This is a genomic window from Pseudomonas sp. ERMR1:02, assembly GCF_002277815.1.
GTDB lineage: Bacteria > Pseudomonadota > Gammaproteobacteria > Pseudomonadales > Pseudomonadaceae > Aquipseudomonas.
Genome location: NZ_NKJI01000003.1, coordinates 20,938 through 42,455, shown reverse-complemented (window position 1 = coordinate 42,455; position 21,518 = coordinate 20,938). Strand labels below are relative to the sequence as shown.

General features: G+C 58.4%; 20 protein-coding genes and 1 pseudogene. 9 read left to right on the top strand and 12 right to left on the bottom strand.

What is annotated here, in order from left to right:
• Positions 1-50 precede the first annotated feature (50 nt).
• The 3 genes from CES87_RS06205 to CES87_RS06195 all read left to right on the top strand — a co-directional run bounded on the left by CES87_RS06205 (position 51) and on the right by CES87_RS06195 (position 2,118).
• On the top strand, positions 51-671 hold the full coding sequence (locus CES87_RS06205; protein ID WP_128605427.1) for a DUF1120 domain-containing protein: 621 nt from the start codon (positions 51-53) through the stop codon (positions 669-671).
• Between the two features lie 94 nt (positions 672-765).
• Positions 766-1,389: a DUF1120 domain-containing protein gene (locus CES87_RS06200; protein WP_128605426.1), complete on the top strand. Its 624-nt coding sequence runs from the start codon at positions 766-768 to the stop codon at positions 1,387-1,389.
• A 93-nt stretch (positions 1,390-1,482) separates the two neighbouring features.
• Positions 1,483-2,118: a DUF1120 domain-containing protein gene (locus CES87_RS06195; protein ID WP_128605790.1), complete on the top strand. Its 636-nt coding sequence runs from the start codon at positions 1,483-1,485 to the stop codon at positions 2,116-2,118.
• Here CES87_RS06195 and CES87_RS06190 read toward each other — a convergent pair whose 3' ends face one another.
• From CES87_RS06190 to CES87_RS06165, 6 genes are all read right to left on the bottom strand, one after another.
• Complete coding sequence (locus CES87_RS06190) at positions 2,119-3,426, bottom strand: CynX/NimT family MFS transporter (RefSeq protein ID WP_128605425.1); 1,308 nt, start codon at positions 3,424-3,426, stop codon at positions 2,119-2,121.
• Complete coding sequence (locus CES87_RS06185) at positions 3,416-4,075, bottom strand: FadR/GntR family transcriptional regulator (RefSeq protein WP_128605424.1); 660 nt, start codon at positions 4,073-4,075, stop codon at positions 3,416-3,418. Before CES87_RS06185 ends, CES87_RS06190 begins: the two co-directional genes overlap by 11 nt.
• A 249-nt stretch (positions 4,076-4,324) precedes the next feature.
• Positions 4,325-5,089 (bottom strand): amino acid ABC transporter ATP-binding protein, encoded by a 765-nt coding sequence (locus CES87_RS06180; protein ID WP_071551739.1) that lies wholly within the window; start codon positions 5,087-5,089, stop codon positions 4,325-4,327.
• Between the two features lie 27 nt (positions 5,090-5,116).
• Positions 5,117-6,214: an amino acid ABC transporter permease gene (locus CES87_RS06175; RefSeq protein WP_128605423.1), complete on the bottom strand. Its 1,098-nt coding sequence runs from the start codon at positions 6,212-6,214 to the stop codon at positions 5,117-5,119.
• Between the two features lie 10 nt (positions 6,215-6,224).
• Positions 6,225-7,406 carry an amino acid ABC transporter permease gene (locus CES87_RS06170; protein ID WP_128605422.1) on the bottom strand — a complete coding sequence of 394 codons (1,182 nt, stop codon included), beginning with the start codon at positions 7,404-7,406 and terminating at the stop codon, positions 6,225-6,227.
• Positions 7,407-7,471: 65 nt separating this feature from the next.
• Complete coding sequence (locus tag CES87_RS06165) at positions 7,472-8,503, bottom strand: amino acid ABC transporter substrate-binding protein (protein WP_128605421.1); 1,032 nt, start codon at positions 8,501-8,503, stop codon at positions 7,472-7,474.
• A 468-nt stretch (positions 8,504-8,971) separates the two neighbouring features.
• Here CES87_RS06165 and CES87_RS06160 point away from each other — a divergent pair, with 468 nt between their 5' ends.
• The 5 genes and pseudogenes from CES87_RS06160 (at position 8,972) to CES87_RS06135 (ending at position 14,302) form a co-directional block, all read left to right on the top strand.
• Positions 8,972-9,628, top strand: a complete 657-nt coding sequence (locus CES87_RS06160) for an alpha/beta hydrolase (RefSeq protein ID WP_128605420.1) — start codon at positions 8,972-8,974, stop codon at positions 9,626-9,628.
• A 105-nt stretch (positions 9,629-9,733) separates the two neighbouring features.
• A pseudogene (gene rhlB / locus CES87_RS06155) lies at positions 9,734-11,220 on the top strand (ATP-dependent RNA helicase RhlB).
• 141 nt (positions 11,221-11,361) lie between these two features.
• A complete protein-coding gene (locus tag CES87_RS06150) occupies positions 11,362-12,306 on the top strand; it encodes an ornithine cyclodeaminase family protein (RefSeq protein WP_128605419.1) in 945 nt (314 codons plus the stop codon).
• Between the two features lie 137 nt (positions 12,307-12,443).
• Positions 12,444-13,571, top strand: coding sequence for an FAD-binding oxidoreductase (locus CES87_RS06140; protein ID WP_128605418.1), 1,128 nt, complete (start codon positions 12,444-12,446; stop codon positions 13,569-13,571).
• Positions 13,572-13,660: 89 nt separating this feature from the next.
• On the top strand, positions 13,661-14,302 hold the full coding sequence (locus CES87_RS06135) for a transcriptional regulator (protein ID WP_128605417.1): 642 nt from the start codon (positions 13,661-13,663) through the stop codon (positions 14,300-14,302).
• A gap of 106 nt (positions 14,303-14,408) precedes the next feature.
• Here CES87_RS06135 and CES87_RS06130 read toward each other — a convergent pair whose 3' ends face one another.
• The 6 genes from CES87_RS06130 to CES87_RS06105 form a co-directional block, all read right to left on the bottom strand.
• Complete coding sequence (locus CES87_RS06130; protein ID WP_128605416.1) at positions 14,409-15,185, bottom strand: ABC transporter substrate-binding protein; 777 nt, start codon at positions 15,183-15,185, stop codon at positions 14,409-14,411.
• 279 nt (positions 15,186-15,464) lie between these two features.
• Entirely contained in the window at positions 15,465-15,917 is a 453-nt protein-coding gene (moaE, locus tag CES87_RS06125) for a molybdopterin synthase catalytic subunit MoaE (protein WP_128605415.1), read from the bottom strand.
• Between the two features lie 3 nt (positions 15,918-15,920).
• Positions 15,921-16,163, bottom strand: coding sequence for a molybdopterin converting factor subunit 1 (gene moaD, locus CES87_RS06120; protein WP_128605414.1), 243 nt, complete (start codon positions 16,161-16,163; stop codon positions 15,921-15,923).
• Complete coding sequence (gene moaC, locus CES87_RS06115; protein WP_128605413.1) at positions 16,160-16,633, bottom strand: cyclic pyranopterin monophosphate synthase MoaC; 474 nt, start codon at positions 16,631-16,633, stop codon at positions 16,160-16,162. The genes moaD and moaC overlap by 4 nt, the downstream gene beginning before the upstream one ends.
• Before the next feature lie 252 nt (positions 16,634-16,885).
• The gene (locus CES87_RS06110; protein ID WP_128605412.1) at positions 16,886-18,280 is read right to left on the bottom strand and encodes a PhoH family protein; all 1,395 of its coding nucleotides are present in this window, start codon (positions 18,278-18,280) and stop codon (positions 16,886-16,888) included.
• Positions 18,281-18,617: 337 nt separating this feature from the next.
• Positions 18,618-19,742, bottom strand: a complete 1,125-nt coding sequence (locus tag CES87_RS06105) for a polysaccharide deacetylase family protein (protein ID WP_128605411.1) — start codon at positions 19,740-19,742, stop codon at positions 18,618-18,620.
• A gap of 254 nt (positions 19,743-19,996) precedes the next feature.
• Between CES87_RS06105 and yaaA the strand changes: the two genes are divergently transcribed.
• Positions 19,997-20,776, top strand: coding sequence for a peroxide stress protein YaaA (gene yaaA / locus CES87_RS06095; protein ID WP_128605410.1), 780 nt, complete (start codon positions 19,997-19,999; stop codon positions 20,774-20,776).
• Positions 20,777-21,518: the final 742 nt, after the last annotated feature.

Here is a 21,518-nt window from a genome sequence, read left to right as displayed (position 1 = left end):
CGGCGACTGCATGAAGAACTTCCCACTTCCAAATGAACGAGCACTCAATAATGAAAAAGTATCTGGCAGCACTTTCGACCACCGCCCTGATCTGCGTGGCCCCTCACGCACTGGCGGCTTCAAGCACCGACCTGACGGTCACCGGCTCCATCACGCCGGGTGCGTGCACGCCGGCGCTGTCCAGTGGCGGGATTGTCGACTACGGCAAAATCTCGGCGAAAGACCTCGATCCCGTCAAAGACACCTGGCTGAGCCGGCAGCCGTTGCAACTGACAGTGTCCTGTGAAGCATCGACGCGATTCGCGCTGCAATCACTCGACAACAAGGCGGGAACCGCGACGAACGACGAATACTTCGGTATCGGATTGACCCCGGCCAACGAAAAAATTGGCATGCTCGATGTGTCGATCAACAGCACCCTGGCGGATGCACAGCAAGCACAAGCCATTGGTTCAAAGGATGGTGGGGCAACCTGGAAAAAGCAAAACTACATAGACCCTCTCTCACTTTCATCTGTTGCTGCCGCCTCCGACCACAGTACGCCAATTCCCGTAAAGGACCTCGCTATGGAATTGCAGGTCGCTGTTGGTATAGCCGGTGCCAATAGCCTGACCCTGACCGACGAAGTCAGCCTAGAAGGCTCCGTAACGATTCAAGTCAAGTACCTATAAAAACCCGTGACGCTGAACTTCTCGCCGTTCAACCAAGGCGAGCGGTTCAGCGCTGGTTGGCGGACCTTCCCTGGCAAAAAAATGAGCACTCAATGTGAAAACGCTACTGGCAGCGCTTTGCGCTTCATCCCTGATCAGCCTTGCACCCTACGCACGGGCAGCTTCGAGTACCGACCTGACCGTCACCGGCGTGATTACCCCGGTCGCTTGTACGCCGAGTGTGTCCAATGGCGGGAAGATCGACATCGGCAAAGTCCTGGTAAAGGACCTCAACCAAAACTCGTCCACGCAAGTGGGGTTTCACCAGCTGGCATTTGCCGTGGCCTGTAATTCGGCGACCTTGTTCGCCATTAACGCCATCGACAACCGGGCAGGCACATCATCATCGCCAGCCCCGGCGTTCTTCGGCCTGGGCATGACTGCCGCGGACGAAAAGGTCGGGTATTTCGAGCCGGCCGGCGGGTCTATTCAGGCGGACGGTCAGGCTGCGCAACTTATTGTCTCCAGAAACAACGGGGATACCTGGAGCAGTACCAAGAGGATCGCTTCGGATGCACTCACCTCGATCAGTTTTATCAGTGGCACAACGCCCATTGCGGTAAAAAATCTCTCGATGTTCCTGTACGTCACCACCTATGTAGCGCCGGCCAACGGTCTGACTTTGAAAGACGATACCCCAATGGACGGCTCCGCGACGTTTGAAATGAAGTACCTCTGATGTTTCCAGCATTGAGTCGCACAGAGCGCCAGCCAACGGTTCAGCGCCCATGGCCTCCACCCGAAAAGGAATTTAAAAGTGAAACCCGTACTCATGGCCCTTGTGGCTACAGCACTGATCGCTCAAGCGCCTTGCACTTTCGCGGCGTCGACAGTCGACCTGACCGTCAAAGGCCGCATCACTCCGCTAGCCTGCACGCCAAGCCTGTCCAACAACGGCCTGGTCGACTACGGCAAAATCTCCCGCCAGGACCTGAGCGCCGACAAGCGCACGCAACTGCGCGACCAGACACTCGACTTCAGCCTTCAGTGCGATGGCGCCGCGCGCTTTGCTTTGCTGATGCGCGACGATCGTGACGGTTCAGCCATCGTCAACAGCGAGATTTACTACGGCCTGAATCGCGACGGCAGCGGCAATAAAATTGGTCTGTATTCGCTGAATTTCGATCCGGCCGCCACGGTGGTGGATGACTGGTCGCAGGTGTATCGAACCGACTCAACCACCGGCGGCCTGGCGTGGAGTTCATCGAACAGCCGATCCATTCCGATTGGCGCCCGAAGCTACCTGGGCTTTACCGACGTGGCCGGCAGCAGCGCCGGGCCGATAGCCATACAAAGCCTGACGAGCCGGGTGACCGTCGAAACGGTCATCGCGCCCACCTCCGAGCTGGACCTGAGCGCGGATGTTCAGCTTGATGGGGCGGCGACACTGGACGTTGTGTATTTGTAATCAGACCTTTTCGCTGACCACCTGAACGTACAGTGAACGCCCTGCGCCGAGGCCGGCAATGATCGCGCCGATGCCGATCACGCCGAAGATCCAGCCCACGGCCGTCCAGCCGCCGGTCCAGTCATGCACGATGCCGACCGCAAAAGGCCCCATGGACGCCAGGGTGTAACCGAAGCCCTGGGCCATGCTCGACAGGTTTGCCGCGACATGGGAATCGCGCGAGCGCAGTACGATCAGGGTCAGCGCCAGGCTGAAGGTAGCGCCCTGCCCCAGACCAAGCAGGATCGCCCAGCCCCACAGGCCTTCAATCGGTGCATAGAGGCAACCGAACAGACCACCGAGGGTCATGACCATGACGATCACGATTGCCAGGCGCTGATCCTTGCCGCGCGTGGCCAGCCACGGTGCGGCCAGTGAGCTGGCCAGTTGAACGATCACCGAGCCCGAGAGCACCAGGCCAGCCTGGGTCGGCGTCAGCCCGCGACCAATGAGGATCGATGGCAACCAGCCGAACACGATGTACGCCAGGGACGATTGCAGGCCCATGTACAGGGTCACTTGCCAGGCCAGTGGGTCACGCATCAGACCTCGAACCCGGTAAGCAACGTTATGGGCGCCTTGTTTCTGGCCAACCTGAGGCAACCAGAACACGGCCGCGATCAGCGCTGGAATCACCCAGAAGCCAAGGCCTGATGACCAGCTTTTATCGAAGTGTTCACTTAACGGCACGGTCGCACCCGCCGCCATTGCCGCGCCCAGGCACAGGGCCATGGTGTAGACGCCGGTCATGGTGCCGGCGTGTTTGGCGAAGTCGCGCTTGACGATACCCGGCAACAACACACCGATTACGCCGATGCTGGCACCTGCCAGCACGCTGCCGCCGAACAGGCCGATTTCGCCGAACGAACTGCGCAGGATGATCCCGCCAGCAAGGGTCAGAAGAATCCCCAGCACCACGCGTTCGGCGCCGAAACGTCGCGCCAGAATCGGCGCCAGTGGCGCAAACAGGCCAAGGCAAAGCACCGGCAACGTCGTCAGCAAACCAGCCTGCGCCGCCGATAACCCGAGGCTTTTCGACACCTCGCTGAGCATCGGCGCCATGCTCGACAGCGCCGGACGCAAGTTAAGCGCGACCAGAATCAACCCCAGCAGCAACAGCCATGGCCGCCGAAGAACCGGATGACTTTGCTGGACCTGTTCATCATCGGCTTCGGCGTCGATCAGCAGCTCTTCGAGCTCCGCCTTGCGTTTGGCTTCGGCGGTCCGGGTGTTGCTGCTGGGCATGGCGTTCTCGGTTTCAAGGTTCATTGATCAACTGCCTCGACAAGGCTTTGGCCCGTTCCGGATCGCGTTGCTCGACGGCATCGAGCAGTTGGATATGCAGGTCGAACACTTCCTGGCGGCGCGGGGTGATGTTCAGGCAATGACGCAACTGTGCGCCGACGACGCTGGAGAAATAGCGATACAACTCGCTGAGGGTCGGGTTGTGTGCGGCGTCTACCAATTGACGGTGGAACACCAGATCGCAGGCGATATAGGTATCGAGATCGCCGTGATAGTGGCTGCCGCTGACACCCAGTGCCTCTCGCAATGCCACCAGGTCTTCCTCGGTGCGGCGCATTGCTGCCAGGCCGATGGCCTCGACTTCGAGGATGTGCCGCGTTTCCCGGGCCTGCTCAAGTGAGCACTGCGACAACGCTTTCAGAGTGTCCAGCGGATCGACCACCGCCCGCAGATAACTGCCGTCGCCCTGGCGGATCTCGATCAACCCGGAAAACGCCAACACCCGCATGGCTTCGCGCATGGTGTTGCGGCTGATGCCCAGCTCGGCGGACAACTCGGGTTCGGTGGGCAAACGCTGGCCGACCACCCAAACGCCCTGATTGATGCGCTGACGCAGTTGATCCAAGGCCTGATCGACCAGAGATCGCTTAATTAACGGAAAAATGTCTGACATAGGATTCGCCCTTTCATCCAATCATAGGATGAATTTTCTGACATGTTAGTCAACAGGCTCCAGAACGGCAACAGTCCTTGTAGGAGCGAGCTTGCTCGCGATGAATTCCAAGGCAGCGCATTTTTCAGACCGCACGCGTTATCGTTAACGTCCATCGCGAGCAAGCTCGCTCCTACAAGGGGCGTGTTTTTCTTCAGGCAAAAATAAACCCGGAACATTGTCCGGGTTTATTTCATTACCGAGCGTCGATCAATGCAGGATCTGGCTCAAGAACAACTTGGTGCGCTCATTCTGCGGATTGTCGAAGAAGTCGTTCGGCGCAGCCTGCTCAACGATTTCGCCCTTGTCCATGAAGATCACGCGGTTGGCCACGGTGCGGGCGAAGCCCATTTCGTGGGTTACGCAGAGCATGGTCATGCCGTCTTCGGCCAGGCCAATCATGGTGTCGAGAACTTCCTTCACCATCTCCGGATCGAGTGCCGACGTCGGTTCGTCGAACAGCATGATTTTCGGCTTCATGCACAAGGCACGGGCAATCGCCACACGCTGTTGCTGACCGCCGGACAGTTGCCCCGGGAATTTATGCGCCTGCTCCGGAATGCGTACGCGCTCCAGATAATGCATGGCGATTTCCTCGGCCTGGCGCTTGGGCATTTTGCGTACCCACATCGGCGCCAGGGTGCAGTTCTGCAAAATGGTCAGGTGCGGGAACAGGTTGAAGTGCTGGAACACCATGCCGACTTCACGGCGGATCGCTTCGATCTGCTTGAGGTCGTTGGTCAGTTCCACGCCATCGACCACGATGCGACCCTGCTGGTGTTCTTCCAGACGGTTCAGACAACGGATGGTGGTCGACTTGCCGGAACCCGACGGGCCGCACAGGACGATTCGCTCACCCTGTTTGACGTTCAGGTTGATGTCTTTCAACACGTGGAACTGGCCATACCACTTGTTCACGCCCTGCATCTGAATAATGCCTTCAGGGCTCACAGGCTGTTTGATTGCTTCGCTCATTTCAGAACTTCCTAAATAGGTAGCGACTTAGCGCTTGTGGCCTGTGTCCAGCTTGCGTTCCAAATGCATGGAGTAGCGGGACATACCAAAACAGAAAATCCAGAACACCAGGGCTGCGAAAACATAGCCTTCGGTGGCCATGCCCAGCCATTTCGGATCGGCGGCGGCTTGCTTGACGCTGTTGAGCAGGTCGAACAGGCCGATGATGATCACCAGGCTCGTGTCCTTGAACAGCGCGATGAAGGTGTTGACGATGCCCGGGATCACCAGCTTCAGGGCTTGCGGCAGAATCACCAGGCCCATGCTGCGCCAGTAGCCCAGGCCCATCGCCGCGGCCGCTTCGTACTGACCCTTGGGAATCGCTTGCAGACCGCCGCGCACCACTTCGGCCACATAGGCCGACTGGAACAGGATCACGCCGATCAATGCCCGTAGCAGTTTGTCGAAGTTCATGCCTTCAGGCAGGAACAACGGCAGCATCACCGAAGACATGAACAGCACCGTGATCAACGGCACACCGCGCCAGAATTCGATGAAGGTCACGCAGACCACACGAATCGCCGGCATGTTCGAACGACGGCCCAACGCCAGGACAATCCCCAGCGGCAAGGCACCGGCGATACCAACGGTGGCGATCACCAGGGTCAGCATCAGGCCGCCCCATTGGCTGGTCGCTACGTTGGTCAGGCCGAAGATGCCGCCATGCAACAGGAAGTAGGCAATGATCGGGTACAACACCAGGAAGCTCAGGCCATACACGGCTTTACGGTGAAAGCGCGAGATGAACAGTGGTGCCACGCCGAGGACCGCCAGCCACACGGTCAGGTCCACGCGCCAGCGCAGTTCCGGCGGATAGTAGCCGTACATGAACTGGCCGAAACGCTGTTGGATAAACACCCAGCAGGCGCCTTCCTTGGTGCAGTCGGCGCGGGTGGTGCCGACCCAGTTGGCGTCGAGGATCGCCCAATGCAGGATCGGCGGCACCACCAGGTAGATGAGGTAGAACGCGAACAGGGTCAGCACGGTGTTGAGCCAGCTGGAGAACATGTTCGCGCGCATCCACGCCACCGGCCCGAAGACTTTGCTCGGTGGGGGCATATCGGGTTTGAATGTATGAGTACTCATGCGCTTTTCCTTACCGCTCGATCAGCGCAATGCGCTTGTTGTACCAGTTCATCAGCAGGGAAATGCTGATACTGATCGCCAGGTACACACTCATGGTGATCGCAATCACCTCGATCGCCTGCCCGGTCTGGTTCAGCACGGTCCCTGCAAACAACGAAACCATTTCCGGATAACCGATACCGGCCGCTAGCGAGGAGTTCTTCGCCAGGTTCAGGTATTGACTGGTCAGCGGCGGAATGATCACGCGCAGGGCTTGCGGGATGATCACCTTGCGCAGGGTCGGGCCGTTGCGCAGGCCGAGCGAGTGGGCCGCTTCGGTCTGGCCGTGGCTGACCGACTTGATGCCCGAACGCACGATCTCGGCGATGAACGCAGCGGTGTACACCGTCAGCGCCAGGGTCAAGGCCAGCAGTTCCGGGATCAGTACCCAGCCACCGACGAAGTTGAAACCTTGCAGTTTCGGCATTTCCCAGTGCAGCGGTGCGCCGAAGATCAGCGCGCACAGCGCCGGGATCACCAGGAACAGCGCCAGGCCGGTCCAGAACTTGTGGAAGGGAACGCCGGTGGCTTCGAAACGCTTGTTGGCCCAACGGTTCATCAACACGATGGCGACAATGGCCACGACGACGCTGACCACGAACGGCCAGAAACCGTCGGCCTTCAGCGCGGCCGGCATGTTCAGGCCGCGAGCGCTGACGAAGAAAGTGTCGCCGAAGTTGTGGCTATTGCGCGGCCCTGGCATGGTCAGGAACACCGCGAAGTACCAGAACAGGATCTGCAGCAGCGGCGGGATGTTACGGAAGACTTCCACATAAACCGTCGCCAGCTTGCTGATGATCCAGTTCTTCGAGAGGCGTGAGACGCCGACGATGAACCCGAGGATCGTCGCCAGGATCACGCCGATGAAGGTTACCAGCAGCGTGTTGAGCAGGCCGATGACAAACACCCGGGCATACGTGTCCGATTCGGTGTAGTCGATCAGGTGTTGAGCGATGCCGAAACCGGCACTTCGCTCCAGAAAGCTGAAGCCCGAGGTAATGCCCCGGTGCTGAAGGTTGGTCTGCGTGTTATCGAATAGATACCAGCCCATCGAGACCACCGCGACAATGGTGATGATCTGGAATAGCCACGCACGCACTTTAGGATCGCTGAGGCTGAGCCTCTGCTTTGGTGCGCCGATTGAATTTTGCATGAAGTGCCCCGCAAGGAATGGAACAGAACATCACCCGGCAGTTGGCCTGCCGGGTGATAGAACCATCAGCGCACTGGTGGTGCGTATTGAATGCCGCCAGCGTTCCACAAGGCGTTCAGCCCGCGGTCGATTTCCAGTGGAGTGCTCTTGCCGAGGTTTTTCTCGAACACTTCACCGTAGTTGCCGACCTGCTTGACGATCTGCACGACCCAGTCTTTCTTCACTTTCAGGTCTTTGCCGTACTCACCATCGGTTCCCAGCAGACGAGCGACGTCCGGGTTCTTGGTGCCTTTGGCTTCGGCTTCGACGTTCTTCGAAGTGATGCCTGCCTCTTCAGCGTTGAGCATGGCGTAGCCAACCCAGCGCACGATGGCCAACCACTCGTCGTCGCCATTACGCACGACCGGGCCCAGTGGCTCCTTGGAAATGGTTTCCGGCAGAACTACGTAGTCTTTCGGCGAAGCCAGCTTGCTGCGCTGGGCGAACAGCTGGGATTTGTCGGAGGTCAGTACGTCGCAACGACCGGATTCCAGCGACTTGGCGCTTTCATCGGAGGTGTCGAAAGTGATCGGGGTGTATTTCAGACCGTTGCCGCGGAAGTAGTCGGAAACGTTCAGTTCGGTAGTGGTACCGGCCTGGATGCAGATGGTCGCGCCATCCAGCTCTTTGGCGCTTTTTACGCCCAGCTTGTTGTTAACCAGGAAGCCGATGCCATCGTAGTAAGTGATGAAGCCCGGGAACTTGAGGCCCATGCCCGCGTCACGGGAGCTGGTCATGGTGGTGTTGCGCGACAGGATGTCGATTTCGCCCGACTGCAGCGCGGTGAAGCGCTCTTTGGCGTTCAACTGACTGAACTTGACCTTGGTCGCGTCGCCGAATACGGCAGCGGCCACAGCGCGGCAGTAGTCAGCATCGATACCCACGATCTTGCCGGTGGAATCCGGAACCGAGAAGCCTGGCAGACCATCGCTGACGCCACACTGCACGAAACCTTTTTTCTGCACGCCATCCAGGGTTGCACCCGCCTGAGCGAACCCGCTGACACCGAGTACTGCAGCTGCAGTCACGATAGCCAGGGTGGATTTCAACATCTTCATTCAAACCTCCAGTTTTGCTCTTGTTGTGTCGGAGCGTGAGTCCTGTCGCACCCTTTTGAGGCGTTGTCGACCCGTGCTGGCTTGTTTTGGGGTCAACCGACGTAGAGACCGTAGCTATGAGTCTAGTAGGAGAAAATCCACATAATGGACACCTCACTTCTCACCAATCGGCCGAACGGGCTGTAGCCCTTTCACGTTCGCTAGGCCCGTATTGGCCGCTGGCGAACATCCATCACCGGATTCTTTGCTATCCCACTGCCAACAATGGCCTGATAGTGTTACCGACAGACGTGGGATTTTCGTACCAGCTTGCGTATAGCAAAGCCCGTACCACACAGGCTGCTAAAGCGGTTAAGCGACAGGTCAATAGCCAAACTTGCAACCTTGCGACATTCTCTTAACTGATCAACCAGACGCGCCCTCACACACTGCACCCAATGAGAGCGCACGCACATATTTGGAGCACCCATGACCGAGCCCCTGATTCTTGAACCCGTCAAGCCCGCAGACGCCTGCGTCATCTGGCTGCACGGCCTCGGCGCCGATCGCTACGATTTCCTTCCGGTGGCCGAAGCGCTGCAGGAAAAGCTGTTGACCCTGCGCTTCGTTCTGCCTCAGGCCCCGACCTGTGCTGTCACCATAAACGGCGGCTACGAGATGCCGAGCTGGTACGACATATTGGCCATGAGCCCGGCGCGCGCGATCAATCGCGATCAACTGGAGGAGTCAGCACAGAGGATTGTCAATTTGATCGACGTGCAGCGAGCCGTCGGAATAGACGCCTCGCGGATTTTTCTGGCAGGTTTTTCCCAGGGCGGCGCCGTGGTTTTACACACCGCGTTTCTGAAATGGCAGGGACCGTTGGGTGGCGTAGTTGCCCTCTCGACTTATGCACCGACTTTCAGCGATGAACTTGAACTGTCAGCCAGCCAGCAGCGCATTCCAGTGCTGTCGTTGCACGGTCAGTACGATGACGTGGTACAAAACTCGATGGGGCGTACCGCCTATGAGCATCTGAAGCAACGTGGTGTCACCGTGACATGGCAGGAATACCCAATGGGCCATGAAGTGTTACCCGAGGAAATTCACGACATCGGCGTGTGGCTTGCCGAGCGTTTGCGCTAAGCCTTTTATGTTGCTCTTTTTGTTTAAAAGCGCCCTTTGATCCATCCCACTACGCCGCGCCTGATTCTTGCATTACACTGGCCGGCACTTAACCAATTTGATGAGATGACCGTGCTCAAAGCACTCAAGAAAATGTTCGGTAAAAGCGAGACTGAGCAACTCGCGCCAGTCCCCAGCGCTCCGTCTCACCCCCCAGCCACCGCACCGACGGTAATCAGCCTGGCCGGACCGCCCCCGTAGCGGCACCGAAACACGAGCCGTCGAGCACTCCGGCCACCGAGCCTGCGGTGGACACCGCCCCCGAGCAGTCGCACAGCGAAACACCGAAACCCGCCAAGCCCCGCCGCGAACCGAAGCCAAAAGCCCCGGTCATCCCGTGGAAACTCGAAGACTTCGTCGTCGAACCCCAGGAAGGCAAAACCCGTTTCCACGATTTCAAACTCGCCCCTGAACTGATGCACGCCATCCAGGATCTGGGTTTTCCGTACTGCACGCCGATCCAGGCGCAGGTGCTGGGCTTCACCCTCGCCGGCAAAGACGCCATCGGCCGCGCCCAGACAGGCACCGGCAAAACTGCGGCGTTCCTGATTTCGATCATCACCCAGCTGCTGCAAACCCCGCCGCCGAAAGAGCGCTACATGGGCGAGCCACGGGCATTGATCATCGCCCCGACCCGCGAGCTGGTGGTGCAGATCGCCAAGGATGCGGCAGACCTGACCAAGTACACCGGCCTCAACGTCATGACGTTCGTCGGCGGCATGGATTTCGACAAGCAGCTTAAGCTCCTCGAAGCCCGTCACTGCGACATCCTCGTGGCCACTCCCGGCCGATTGCTGGACTTCAACCAGCGCGGCGACGTGCATCTGGACATGGTCGAAGTCATGGTGCTGGACGAAGCCGACCGGATGCTCGACATGGGATTCATCCCACAAGTGCGTTCGATCATTCGCCAGACCCCGCCGAAGAATGAGCGTCAGACGCTGCTGTTCTCCGCGACCTTCACCGAAGACGTGATGAACCTGGCCAAGCAATGGACCACCGACCCGTCGATCGTCGAGATCGAGTCGCAGAACGTGGCCAGCGAAAACGTCGAGCAGCACATCTACGCGGTGGCCGGCGCTGACAAATACAAACTGCTCTACAACCTGGTCAACGACAACGGTTGGGAGCGGGTCATTGTCTTTGCCAATCGCAAGGATGAAGTGCGACGCATCGAAGAGCGCCTGGTGCGCGATGGGATCAACGCCGCGCAGCTGTCTGGCGACGTGCCGCAGCACAAGCGCATCAAGACTCTCGAAGGTTTCCGCGAAGGCAAGATTCGCGTGCTGGTGGCCACCGATGTTGCCGGTCGTGGTATCCACATCGACGGCATCAGCCACGTGATCAACTTCACACTGCCGGAAGTCCCGGACGATTACGTGCACCGCATCGGTCGTACCGGTCGCGCCGGGGCAGACGGCGTGTCCATCAGTTTTGCCGGTGAAGACGACTCCTACCAGCTACCGTCCATCGAAGCGCTGCTGGGTCGTAAAATCAGCTGTGAGACACCACCGACGCATCTTCTGCGGGCGGTTGAGCGTAAACGTCCGTAACGGACCACGTGCAGAAAGAGGCGCAGCCGGAAACGGACTGCGCTTTTTTTTCGTCTGGATTTTTTTCCTCAAGAGCTTGCTCGGCATATTTAAAAGTCCATAATGGACAAATTAGTTTATTTGCAGCTCCCGGAGCCGACCATGTCCAGCACCCCTTACGTGATCACCCAAACCCAGGCCCGTGAATTACTGGCCCAGGTCGACGTGCCGCAAATCCTGCGCAAACTGTTCCGCGACCTGGCCGCCGGGCAAGCCGTGCAGCCGGCGCAGCAACTGGTGGAGTTTCCACAGGGTGCCGGCGACTTCATCAACTACTTGGGCGTGCTGGCGGAAGACGGCGTGTATGGGGTCAAGACTTCGCCATACATCGTGCGCGAACAAGGGCCGCTGGTGACGGCCTGGACCTTGCTGATGTCGATGCAAACCGGCCAGCCGTTGCTGCTCTGCGATGCCGGTGAACTGACCGTTGCGCGCACCGCCGCGACCACCGCTGTGGCGATCGATGCCCTCGCGCCGGTAAAAGCGACGCGCCTGGCGATCATCGGCAGCGGCAAAGTGGCTCAGGCGCATTTGCACTACGTAAAAGGCCTGCGCGACTGGCAGACCATCAGCATGTATTCGCCGGGCCTGAGCGACGATGCTGAAACCGCGAACCTGCTGAAAAGCCTCGACCCGCGCCTGGCCATCGCGAACAGTCGCGAAGCGGCCATTGCTGACGTCGATGTGATCATGCTTTGCACCTCGTCTGCTAGCCCCGTGATTGATCCGTCTCACTTAAGCAAACCGGCGCTGATCACCTCCATCAGCACCAACGCCCCGCGCGCCCACGAAGTGCCGCCGCAGAGCCTCAAAGACATGCAGGTGTTCTGCGACTACCGTCTGACCACCCCGGGCTCGGCCGGGGAAATGTTGATCGCCGGCGAACAGCATGGTTGGGATAAAAACGCGATCATCGGCGACCTGCCCGACCTGCTCAGCAACAAGGTGCAGCGTCCCGAATACGACCGCCATGTATTCTTCCGCTCCATCGGTCTGGGCCTGGAAGACATCGCGCTGGCCAATGCCATTTATAGCCTGCAGCACTAACACCACAACCCCTGTAGGAGCGAGGCTTGCCCGCGAAGAAACCGCCTCGGTCAGTCAGAAAGACCACATTATCGTTCTTCGCGGGCAAGCCTCGCTCCTACAGGGGACCTTTTTTCACGCCCCATCAGGAGACATTCATGAGCCAGGCAGACTTCATCATCATCGGCGGCGGGATTGCCGGCGCTTCCACCGGTTTCTGGCTGTCGCAGCACGGGCGCGTGGTCGTCCTCGAACGCGAATCCCATCCGGCTTATCACTCCACCGGACGCTCGGCGGCGCTGTACACCGCAGCCTATGGCACGCCGCAGGTTCGCGCACTGACCCAGGCCAGCCGGGACTTTTTCGACGCTCCGCCAAGCGGTTTCTGCGAACACCCGTTGCTGACCCCCCGCGGTGAGATGACCGTGGACCTCACCGGCGATCCGGCCGAACTGAACAACCAATACCTGAGCGCGAAAGCCACGGTGCCAGAGATGCAATTGCTCAGTGCCGAGGAGGCCTGCGTACGCGTGCCGATCCTGCGGCGGGAAAAAGTTCACGGCGCGATCTACGACCCGACCGCCAGCGACATCGATACCGACGCCCTGCATCAGGGTTACCTGCGCGGTATCCGCCGCAACAAAAGCGAAGTGCACACTGACTGCGAAGTACAGAGCCTGACCCGTGACGCCCAAGGCGTGTGGCAGGTTCAAACCAGCACGGGGACTTTCAGCGCGCCGATCATCATCAATGCCGCCGGCGCCTGGGCCGACAAGATCGGCACACTTGCCGGCGCCAAACCGCTGGGCCTGCAACCCAAGCGTCGCGCAGCTTTCATCTTCGCCGGCCCCGAAGGCGTGGATTTCCACCATTGGCCGATGCTGGTCAGCCTCGACGAATCCTTCTACATGAAACCCGACGCCGGCATGTTCCTCGGCTCGCCGGCCAACGCCGACCCGGTTGAACCTCACGACGTGCAGCCCGAAGAGCTGGACATCGCCATGGGCATTTACCAGATCGAAGAAGCCACGACCCTGACCATCCGCCGTCCGACCCGCACCTGGGCCGGTCTGCGCAGCTTCGTCAGCGACGGCGATTTGCTGTCCGGTTTCGATCCACAGGTGCCAGGGCTGTTCTGGGTCGCGGCACAGGGCGGCTACGGCATCCAGACCTCGCCGGCCATGGGCCAGGCCAGCGCCGCCCTGGTGCGCGGTGAGGCCCTCCCCGAACAACTGACCCGCTTCGGCCTTAGCGCCGACATGCTATCCCCTGCCCGCCTGAGTTGATTCTTGTCCTCAGGTGACGTGCCGCCACGATTGCGGCACACTTTCAGAGCCCCGTTTTACGGGGCGCTGATGCTTCCCGGAGCCCATGTATGAATGCACCAGAAAAAGACCCGGCCTTGAACGAAGCGTCCCTGGATAACTTCCGGGCGATCGCCGATGCCATCGCCACATTGTTCTTCCCGCACGCCGAGGTGGTGCTGCACGACCTGCGCACGCAAAAGGTCGACTACATCGCCAATAACCTGTCGAAACGGGAAATCGGCGATGATTCGGCGCTCGAAGACATGCTCAGTGACGATGTCAGCGAACGAAATATCGGACCGTACGAAAAGCTCAACTGGGATGGTCAGAACATTCGCAGCGTCAGCACTGTGCTGCGCGACAGCGAAGGTCATCCGCTGGGCGTGCTGTGCATCAATCTGAATATTTCGCTGTTCGAGAATGCCAAGGCCGCGCTGGACCTGTTCCTGTCACCGACCAAACTGATCCCGCAACCGGACTCACTGTTTCGCGATGACTGGCAGGAGCGAATCAACACCTTCCTCCACGCCTGGCTGCGCGAGCGGCAGCTGAGCCTGAACCTGCTGACTCGTGACCATAAACGGGAGCTTGTGCTGGCGCTGCATGCTGAAGGGGCGTTCAAAGGCAAAAGCGCGTCGAACTATGTGGCCAATGTGCTGAACATGGGGCGGGCGACGGTGTACAAGCATTTGAAGGAGTTGAAGGGTTGAACCCTGAATGTGTATTGGCTGAACTGGCCTCTTCGCGGGCAAGCCTCGCTCCTACAGGAGGATGCGTTCCCCTGTAGGAGCGAGGCTTGCCCGCGAAGGCGGACTATCAATCGCCGTAGATGTCGGACTTGAAATACTTCTCGGAAATCTTCTGGTATTCGCCATTGGCACGAAGCCCGTCGATGGCCGTGTTCAACTGGCTGACCAACTCGGCGTTGCCTTTGCGCACGGCAATCCCGGCACCCTCGCCCACGTATTTCGGATCTTTCAGTTCCGGCCCGACAAACGCGTAGCCTTTGCCGCGCGGCATCGACAGGAAGTCATTGAGCGGAATGGTGTCGGCGAAAATGGCGTCCAGACGACCGGCCGCCAGATCCATGTAGATCTCTTCGTTGTTGCTGTAGCGCTTGACGTTGATGCCGTTGGGTTCAAACACCTCGGTGGCATAGCGGTCGGTGGTGGTTGCACGCTGCACGCCGATGGTCTTGCCCTTGAGGCTGGCGTACTGGTCATCCACCACCGCGCCTTCCTTCATCACCAGGCGCGATGAGGTGAAGTAGTACTTGTGGGTGAAATCCACCGACTTCTTGCGATCGTCATTGATGGTCATGGACGACAGCGCCATGTCGATTTTCTTCACTTTCAGAGAAGGGATCAGACCGTCGAATTCACCTTCGACCCACACACACTTGACCTTCATCTCAGCGCACAAGGCATTGCCGATGTCGTAGTCGAAACCGGCGATCTCGCCCTTGTCGGTTTTGGAGGCAAACGGCGGATAAGCCGCTTCGATACCGATGCGCAGGGTTTTCTCGGCGGCAAACAGGCTACTGCACGCCAACAGGCTCAGGGCCAGACCGGTGATGAGGGGGAACTTCTTCATATTCGTTCTCTCGCGGGTTGTTGTTGGTTTTGCAAGACAGAAGAAAAAGCAGAAACGGGACAAAGCTTTTTTGTACTTATAATTCCATACTGGACTTTTATGTATGGCTCGTCAATCGGGCAGGTGCAGTTCGCACCGGGCGGTGGTCGGGTGGTGAATCAGCAGGTTTTTTGGTGTGGCAGATGACGCTATCGCGAGCAGGCTCACTCCTACAGGGGAATGCGTTCAACTGTAGGAGTGAGCCTGCTCGCGATGGCTTAATTGAATGCAACGAAGGAACTACTGCTTCCAGCGATCCGCCGCAGCATGATCGCTGTCCCGGCCCTCGACCCAACGCGGGCCGTCGCTGGTGTGTTCTTTTTTCCAGAACGGTGCGCGGGTTTTCAGGTAATCCATGACAAAGGCGCAGGCATCGAACGCTGCCTGGCGGTGGGCGCTGGCGGCGCCGACGAAGACGATCGGCTCGCCGGGCTCCAGCGCACCGATGCGATGCAGCACTTGCAGCTTGAGCAACGGCCAGCGCTGCTCAGCCTCGCTAGCGATTTTACCAAGGGCTTTTTCGGTCATGCCTGGATAGTGCTCAAGAAACATCCCTGCCACGTCGAGCCCGTCATTGAAGTCGCGCACGTAGCCGACAAAGCTCACCACCGCACCGACGCCGACGTTGGCGTCGTGCATGGCGTTGACTTCGGCACCCGGATCAAACGCCGTGGACTGCACGCGAATAGCCATGGCTCAGCCCCCGGTCACAGTCGGGAAAAACGCCACTTCATCGCCATCACGAACGGGTTCGTCGAGTTGGCAAAGGTCTTCGTTACGCGCACACATCAGGTTCTGCTCGCTCAGCACCTCGGCGCCGTCACGCTGAGCGAGCAGCGCCCGCACGTCGTCGACGGTGGCAAAGTGGCCTTCGACCTTCACCGAATCCACACCCAGCGCTTCACGATAACGGGCAAAAAACTTCACGGTGACGTTCATGGCTGGTCCGCCTGGAAATGCCCGCTCTTGCCGCCGACCTTTTCCAGCAGCCGTACGCTTTCAATGGTCATGCCGCGATCCACGGCCTTGCACATGTCGTAGATGGTCAACGCCGCAACACTGGCGGCAGTCAGGGCTTCCATCTCGACGCCGGTCTGCCCGGACAACTTGCAGCGCGCCACGATGCGCACGCTGTCGTCGCCTTCGGCACTGAGCTCGACCTTGACCCCGGTTAGCATCAGCGGATGGCACAGCGGAATCAGATCACTGGTTTTCTTCGCCGCCTGGATACCGGCAATGCGCGCCACGGCAAACACATCACCCTTGGGGTGACCGCCTCTGACGATCATCTGCAGGGTTTCGGGCAGCATGCGCACCAGCGCTTGAGCCGTCGCCTCACGGAACGTCACGGCTTTTTCGGTGACGTCGACCATATTGGCGCGACCTTGTGAATCGAGATGAGTCAGCACGGGATTACTCCTGATCAGGAGCGTCGATTGTAAACCTGCGGGTCAATTTTTCGCACGTTTGATTGCGCACCACCGTAGGAGCGAGGCTTGCCCGCGAAGGCGGCATTTCTGACACTGTGATGTCGACTGTGCCTACGTCTTCGCGGGCAAGCCTCGCTCCTACAAGGGATATGGTTTGAGCATGAAAAAAGGGTTTTGTGTGGGGCATAAAAAAACCGGGCGATTTTGAGGCCGCCCGGTTTGGGTGAAGGGTTACAGGTGCGACTCTGCGTATTCGGCCAGAATCGAACGCGGCACCCCTTGCAGGGTGATGTGCACGCCGTTGGGGAAATCCTTGAAGCGTTCAGTCAGGTACGTCAGCCCGGAGCTGGTCGCGGACAGGTAAGGGGTGTCGATCTGTGCCAGGTTGCCCAGGCACACCACTTTGGAACCGGCACCGGCACGGGTGATGATGGTTTTCATCTGGTGCGGTGTCAGGTTCTGGCATTCGTCGATCAGGATCAGACTCTGCTGGAAGCTGCGACCCCGAATGTAGTTGAGGGATTTGAACTGCAACGGCACTTTGCTGAGGATGTAGTCGACGCTGCCATGGGTGCTTTCATCATCCATGTGCAAGGCTTCGAGGTTGTCGGTGATGGCGCCCAGCCAAGGCTCCATTTTTTCCGCTTCGGTGCCGGGCAGGAAGCCGATTTCCTGATCCAGGCCCTGCACGCTGCGGGTGGCGATGATCCGGCGATAGCGCTTGCTGACCATGGTCTGCTCGATGGCCGCCGCCAGAGCCAGGATGGTTTTACCGGAACCGGCAGCACCGGACAGGTTGACCAGATGGATGTCCGGATCGAGCAAGGCATACAGGGCCAGGCTCTGATAGATGTCACGCGGTTTCAGGCCCCAGGCTTCCTGGTGCAACAGGGGTTCCTGGTGCAGGTCAAGGATCAGCAATTGGGCCTCATCAATCTCCTTGATCCAGCCGACAAATCCCTGTTCATCGATGATGAACTCGTTGATGTGCACCGCCGGCAGGTTGTCGATCAACTGCACCTGATGCCAGGTGCGACCGTGGTCCTGACGGGTTTCGACCTTGCTCACACGGTCCCAGAAGGAGCCGGTCATGTTGTGGTAACCGTTGGGCAGCAGCGACACGTCGTCGACCAGTTGGTCGGTGCTGTAGTCCTCGGCCTCGATCCCGCAAGCCCGGGCCTTGAGGCGCATGTTGATGTCTTTGGTGACCAGCACCACAGGTTTTTTCGGATCGCGCGCGTGCAGGTCGATCAGCTGGTTGATGATTCTATTGTCGTTCAGGTGCTCGGGCAGAATGATGTTCGGCTCGGCGCGCTTGCTCATCAGAATTGACAGCAAACCTTTCGGCCCGCTCTTGCCGCGCTGGATCGGCACGCCCTGTTCAACATCCTCGGGTGAGGCATCGCCCAGAGTCTTGTCGATCAGGCGAATGGCCTGACGGCATTCGGCGGCAACGCTGTGATGCCCGCTTTTGAGCTTGTCGAGCTCTTCCAGCACGGTCATCGGGATGGCGACGTGGTGTTCTTCGAAGTTGAGCAGCGCGTTTGGATCGTGAATCAGTACGTTGGTATCGAGTACATATAGGATTGGCTGGTTGGAAGAAGAGCTACGTCCGTGATCATCCATACTCGGTCACCTTAGTGGGAGCCAGTGGACGCAATACCTTGGCGGTGCTGCGCCTCGAAGTGGCCGCCGAATCTCACTTGTGGAGATTCAAGTGACTGCATACATAGTTGGGTCTTGGAAGACGCCACCTGTGTTGCAGGTTTCGGCGGTCTGTCTTCGTAATACTCCAAAACACATGACAGAAAAAAGCACTTTGACGCTTTTTTGAAGTTTATTTTTCAGAATGACCAATAGCACTTGGCGAACTGCCAGCACCCGTTTACAGTCGGAAATCAACCTGCAGCAAAATCCCTCCCAAAATCGCCCTTCGCCCAATGTTTGAGGGCTTTTTCTGTTTTCAGCGCAAAGCGTCCTGACAGTCTTCCCAACCAATTCCGCTCTGTGCCGTTTGCGTCATCAACCAGGGCAACGCCGTTTTCACCCCGTCCTGCTTTACATTGAAATTGATCACGCCATGACGCCATAGCAGCATCAGGGTCAGCACCCGTTGTGCGCTCTGGCTGGCCTTGAGCTTGCCAGCACCGTCCTGCGCATCGATGTCCCACAGCGCCACCTGCAAGCCCTGAGACCTGAAGAAAGCCTCGGCATCCGACCGTCGCTGACCATCGGGCGGTCGGAACAGCGGAACATAATTTTCCGGCAGTTTGCTTTTAACCAGGTCGACACTGCGTCGCACCGAGTCCTGCCAGTCCTGCCAGTGGCTGTGGGAGCGGAACTCCCAGCCTTGCACACCGATGCACTGGGCTGAATAAGTTGACTGCAAGGTTGCCACCGAGTGTTCCGCCAGGCGCGCCTGAACGTCTTTGCCGAGGACGAAGAACATACCGCTCATGTTCGACTTGCGCAGGTACCCGGTAACCCAGTCCGTATTGTCCGGCGCGGTATTGGCGCCACTGTCGAAAGTCAGTAGAAACAGCCGGTCATGCATCGCATCGCCATTGCGCTCATAGTCGCCAAAACGATCGACTTCGCTGCTGGTTTGCGGAAACAGTGCTGCCTTGCGCAACTGCTCGTCCAGGTACTGGGCATGAAACAAACGGCTCGGTTCGGACCATTTGATGTAGTAGCTGTCTTCGCTGATCTGGAATTTGCCGGCTTGCTCACGCAGGGTGGGCATGTCCTCGACCAGAAAACAGAAGGAAGCATCCTGATCGCAACTCTGCTGGGCGAAATTGAAGTTGGTCAGCAACCGTTGCCACATGCGCTGGCGAACACGGTTGACCGACTCAATGTTGACCGTGCGCAGGCCCAGGCGCTGAGCCAGCGCGGGCTCATCCAGGGATTCGCTGGCCAGCAGCACCCGGGCGAACATGAGGATTTCGGCGCGTGATGCCACGTCGAACAGCGTCGGGTTGTTGAGCTTTTCCGGCCAGGTGCTGCGATCAAGCGTCGCCACATCGCCCGGCGCCGCCATGGCGCCAAAGCTCAGAAGCCAGGCGATGATTAGAAAAACGATACGCAATGGGATGTCTCCATAACAAAACCCGCGCGGCACTATAGCCGATCCACCTCAGGTTCTGATCGTTCCCACGCTCTGCGTGGGAATGCCTCATCGGACGCTCTGCGTTCGGCTTTTGATTTGGGACGCGGAGCGTCCCGGGCTGCATTCCCACGCAGAGCGTGGGAACGATCACCGTCTGGCGCCTATCGCGTCGATAGCTGGAGTCAACAAGGACAACCCCCTAGAATCGCCCCACGATTAAAGGAGACGACTTCATGCTGATGGTGATTTCACCCGCTAAGACCCTCGATTACGAAACACCGCCGGCGACCCAGCGCTTTACCCAGCCGCAGTACCTCGACCATTCCCAAGAGCTGATCCAGCAATTGCGCGACCTGACGCCAGCGCAGATCAGCGAGTTGATGCACGTCTCCGACAAGATCGGCGGGCTCAATGCCGCGCGTTTCGGCAGCTGGACCCCGGCATTCACTGCGCAAAACGCCAAACAGGCGTTGCTGGCGTTCAAGGGTGATGTGTACACCGGGCTGAATGCGCAAACCTTCAGCGAAGCCGATTTCGATTACGCCCAGCAACATCTGCGCATGCTCTCCGGCCTCTACGGCCTGCTGCGCCCGCTGGATCTGATGCAGCCCTACCGGCTGGAAATGGGCACCAAACTGGCCAATGCCCGCGGCAAGGACTTGTATGCGTTTTGGGGCTCGCGCATCAGCGAGTGGCTGAACGAAGCCCTGGCCGATCAAGGTGATGACGTACTGTTGAACCTGGCCTCCAACGAGTACTTCTCGGCGGTCAAACGCAACGCCCTGAACGCGCGCATCATCCATACCGACTTCAAGGACCTGAAGAACGGCCAGTACAAGATCATCAGTTTCTACGCGAAAAAGGCCCGAGGCATGATGAGTCGCTTCGTCATCGAGGAGCGCATCAACGACCCGGCGGCCCTCAAAGAGTTCGACGTCCAGGGCTATCGCTACAGCGCCGAGCAATCCAAACCGGACCATCTGGTTTTCCTGCGCGATCACGCACCAGAGTGATCCATCAAGTCGGCGCAGGATCTTTAAATACGACCTGCGTCGACCCATTGAAACACCCAACATTTCCCGCCCGATTCGCCATTTTTATGGCGCCAATAATACATCAGTCAAATTTATAACTTTAGTTTCACTCGACTTCGATCATTTTTTCAGTAGTGGCACTGAAAAATTTTACCGGTAGTGGCAAAAAACTATCTCTTCTGATAATCCGCCTATATATAAAGGCCGAAACGGCAAGTGCTATCAATTTGAGGGCAGTGCCATCTTTCTCAATATTTCAAGAAATTTCAAAAATCGTGAACGCCGGACCGGAACTATGTCCGAATGCACCGCTCATACCACCGGTAACGATTCTTACAGCGCTTGCAGGAGATAACTTACGCAGAACAGAGATCCATGTAGCGAAGTTCTCACATCAACTTTCGCAGACTAATCGCTGATTTTGGCAACACAGAAAGGACAGGAGATAACCGAAGATGACTATCCCCTACAGGGCCATGGCAGCGCCCCTATAACGTGCTCATCCGGGCAGCCAACCGTTTGATATTTCGGCCCTTTTGCCTGACATCAAGCGCGCAGGACCATTGCACGAATATCTTCTGACAAGAGGATTGGCTGCATTACAGGGCAAGTCATAACAATAAGTCCCGATTAAACACACCTTGAGTGAACTTATTCAGACACTCGTAACTTATATGCCAGCACACGGCATTGTTGCGCCTGTAAGCCGCACTTGCGAGTG

Coding starts and splice junctions, on each gene's coding strand:
- CES87_RS06190 (WP_128605425.1), bottom strand. CDS start 3,426: ATGAACCTTGAAACCGAGAACGCCATGCCCAGCAGCAACACCCGGACC.
- CES87_RS06130 (WP_128605416.1), bottom strand. CDS start 15,185: ATGAAGAAGTTCCCCCTCATCACCGGTCTGGCCCTGAGCCTGTTGGCG.
- CES87_RS06180 (WP_071551739.1), bottom strand. CDS start 5,089: ATGAGCGAAGCAATCAAACAGCCTGTGAGCCCTGAAGGCATTATTCAG.
- moaD (WP_128605414.1), bottom strand. CDS start 16,163: ATGAACGTCACCGTGAAGTTTTTTGCCCGTTATCGTGAAGCGCTGGGT.
- CES87_RS06175 (WP_128605423.1), bottom strand. CDS start 6,214: ATGAGTACTCATACATTCAAACCCGATATGCCCCCACCGAGCAAAGTC.
- yaaA (WP_128605410.1), top strand. CDS start 19,997: ATGCTGATGGTGATTTCACCCGCTAAGACCCTCGATTACGAAACACCG.
- CES87_RS06110 (WP_128605412.1), bottom strand. CDS start 18,280: ATGGATGATCACGGACGTAGCTCTTCTTCCAACCAGCCAATCCTATAT.
- CES87_RS06140 (WP_128605418.1), top strand. CDS start 12,444: ATGAGCCAGGCAGACTTCATCATCATCGGCGGCGGGATTGCCGGCGCT.
- CES87_RS06205 (WP_128605427.1), top strand. CDS start 51: ATGAAAAAGTATCTGGCAGCACTTTCGACCACCGCCCTGATCTGCGTG.
- CES87_RS06170 (WP_128605422.1), bottom strand. CDS start 7,406: ATGCAAAATTCAATCGGCGCACCAAAGCAGAGGCTCAGCCTCAGCGAT.
- CES87_RS06185 (WP_128605424.1), bottom strand. CDS start 4,075: ATGTCAGACATTTTTCCGTTAATTAAGCGATCTCTGGTCGATCAGGCC.
- moaE (WP_128605415.1), bottom strand. CDS start 15,917: ATGGCTATTCGCGTGCAGTCCACGGCGTTTGATCCGGGTGCCGAAGTC.
- CES87_RS06150 (WP_128605419.1), top strand. CDS start 11,362: ATGTCCAGCACCCCTTACGTGATCACCCAAACCCAGGCCCGTGAATTA.
- CES87_RS06160 (WP_128605420.1), top strand. CDS start 8,972: ATGACCGAGCCCCTGATTCTTGAACCCGTCAAGCCCGCAGACGCCTGC.
- CES87_RS06195 (WP_128605790.1), top strand. CDS start 1,483: ATGGCCCTTGTGGCTACAGCACTGATCGCTCAAGCGCCTTGCACTTTC.
- CES87_RS06135 (WP_128605417.1), top strand. CDS start 13,661: ATGAATGCACCAGAAAAAGACCCGGCCTTGAACGAAGCGTCCCTGGAT.
- CES87_RS06165 (WP_128605421.1), bottom strand. CDS start 8,503: ATGAAGATGTTGAAATCCACCCTGGCTATCGTGACTGCAGCTGCAGTA.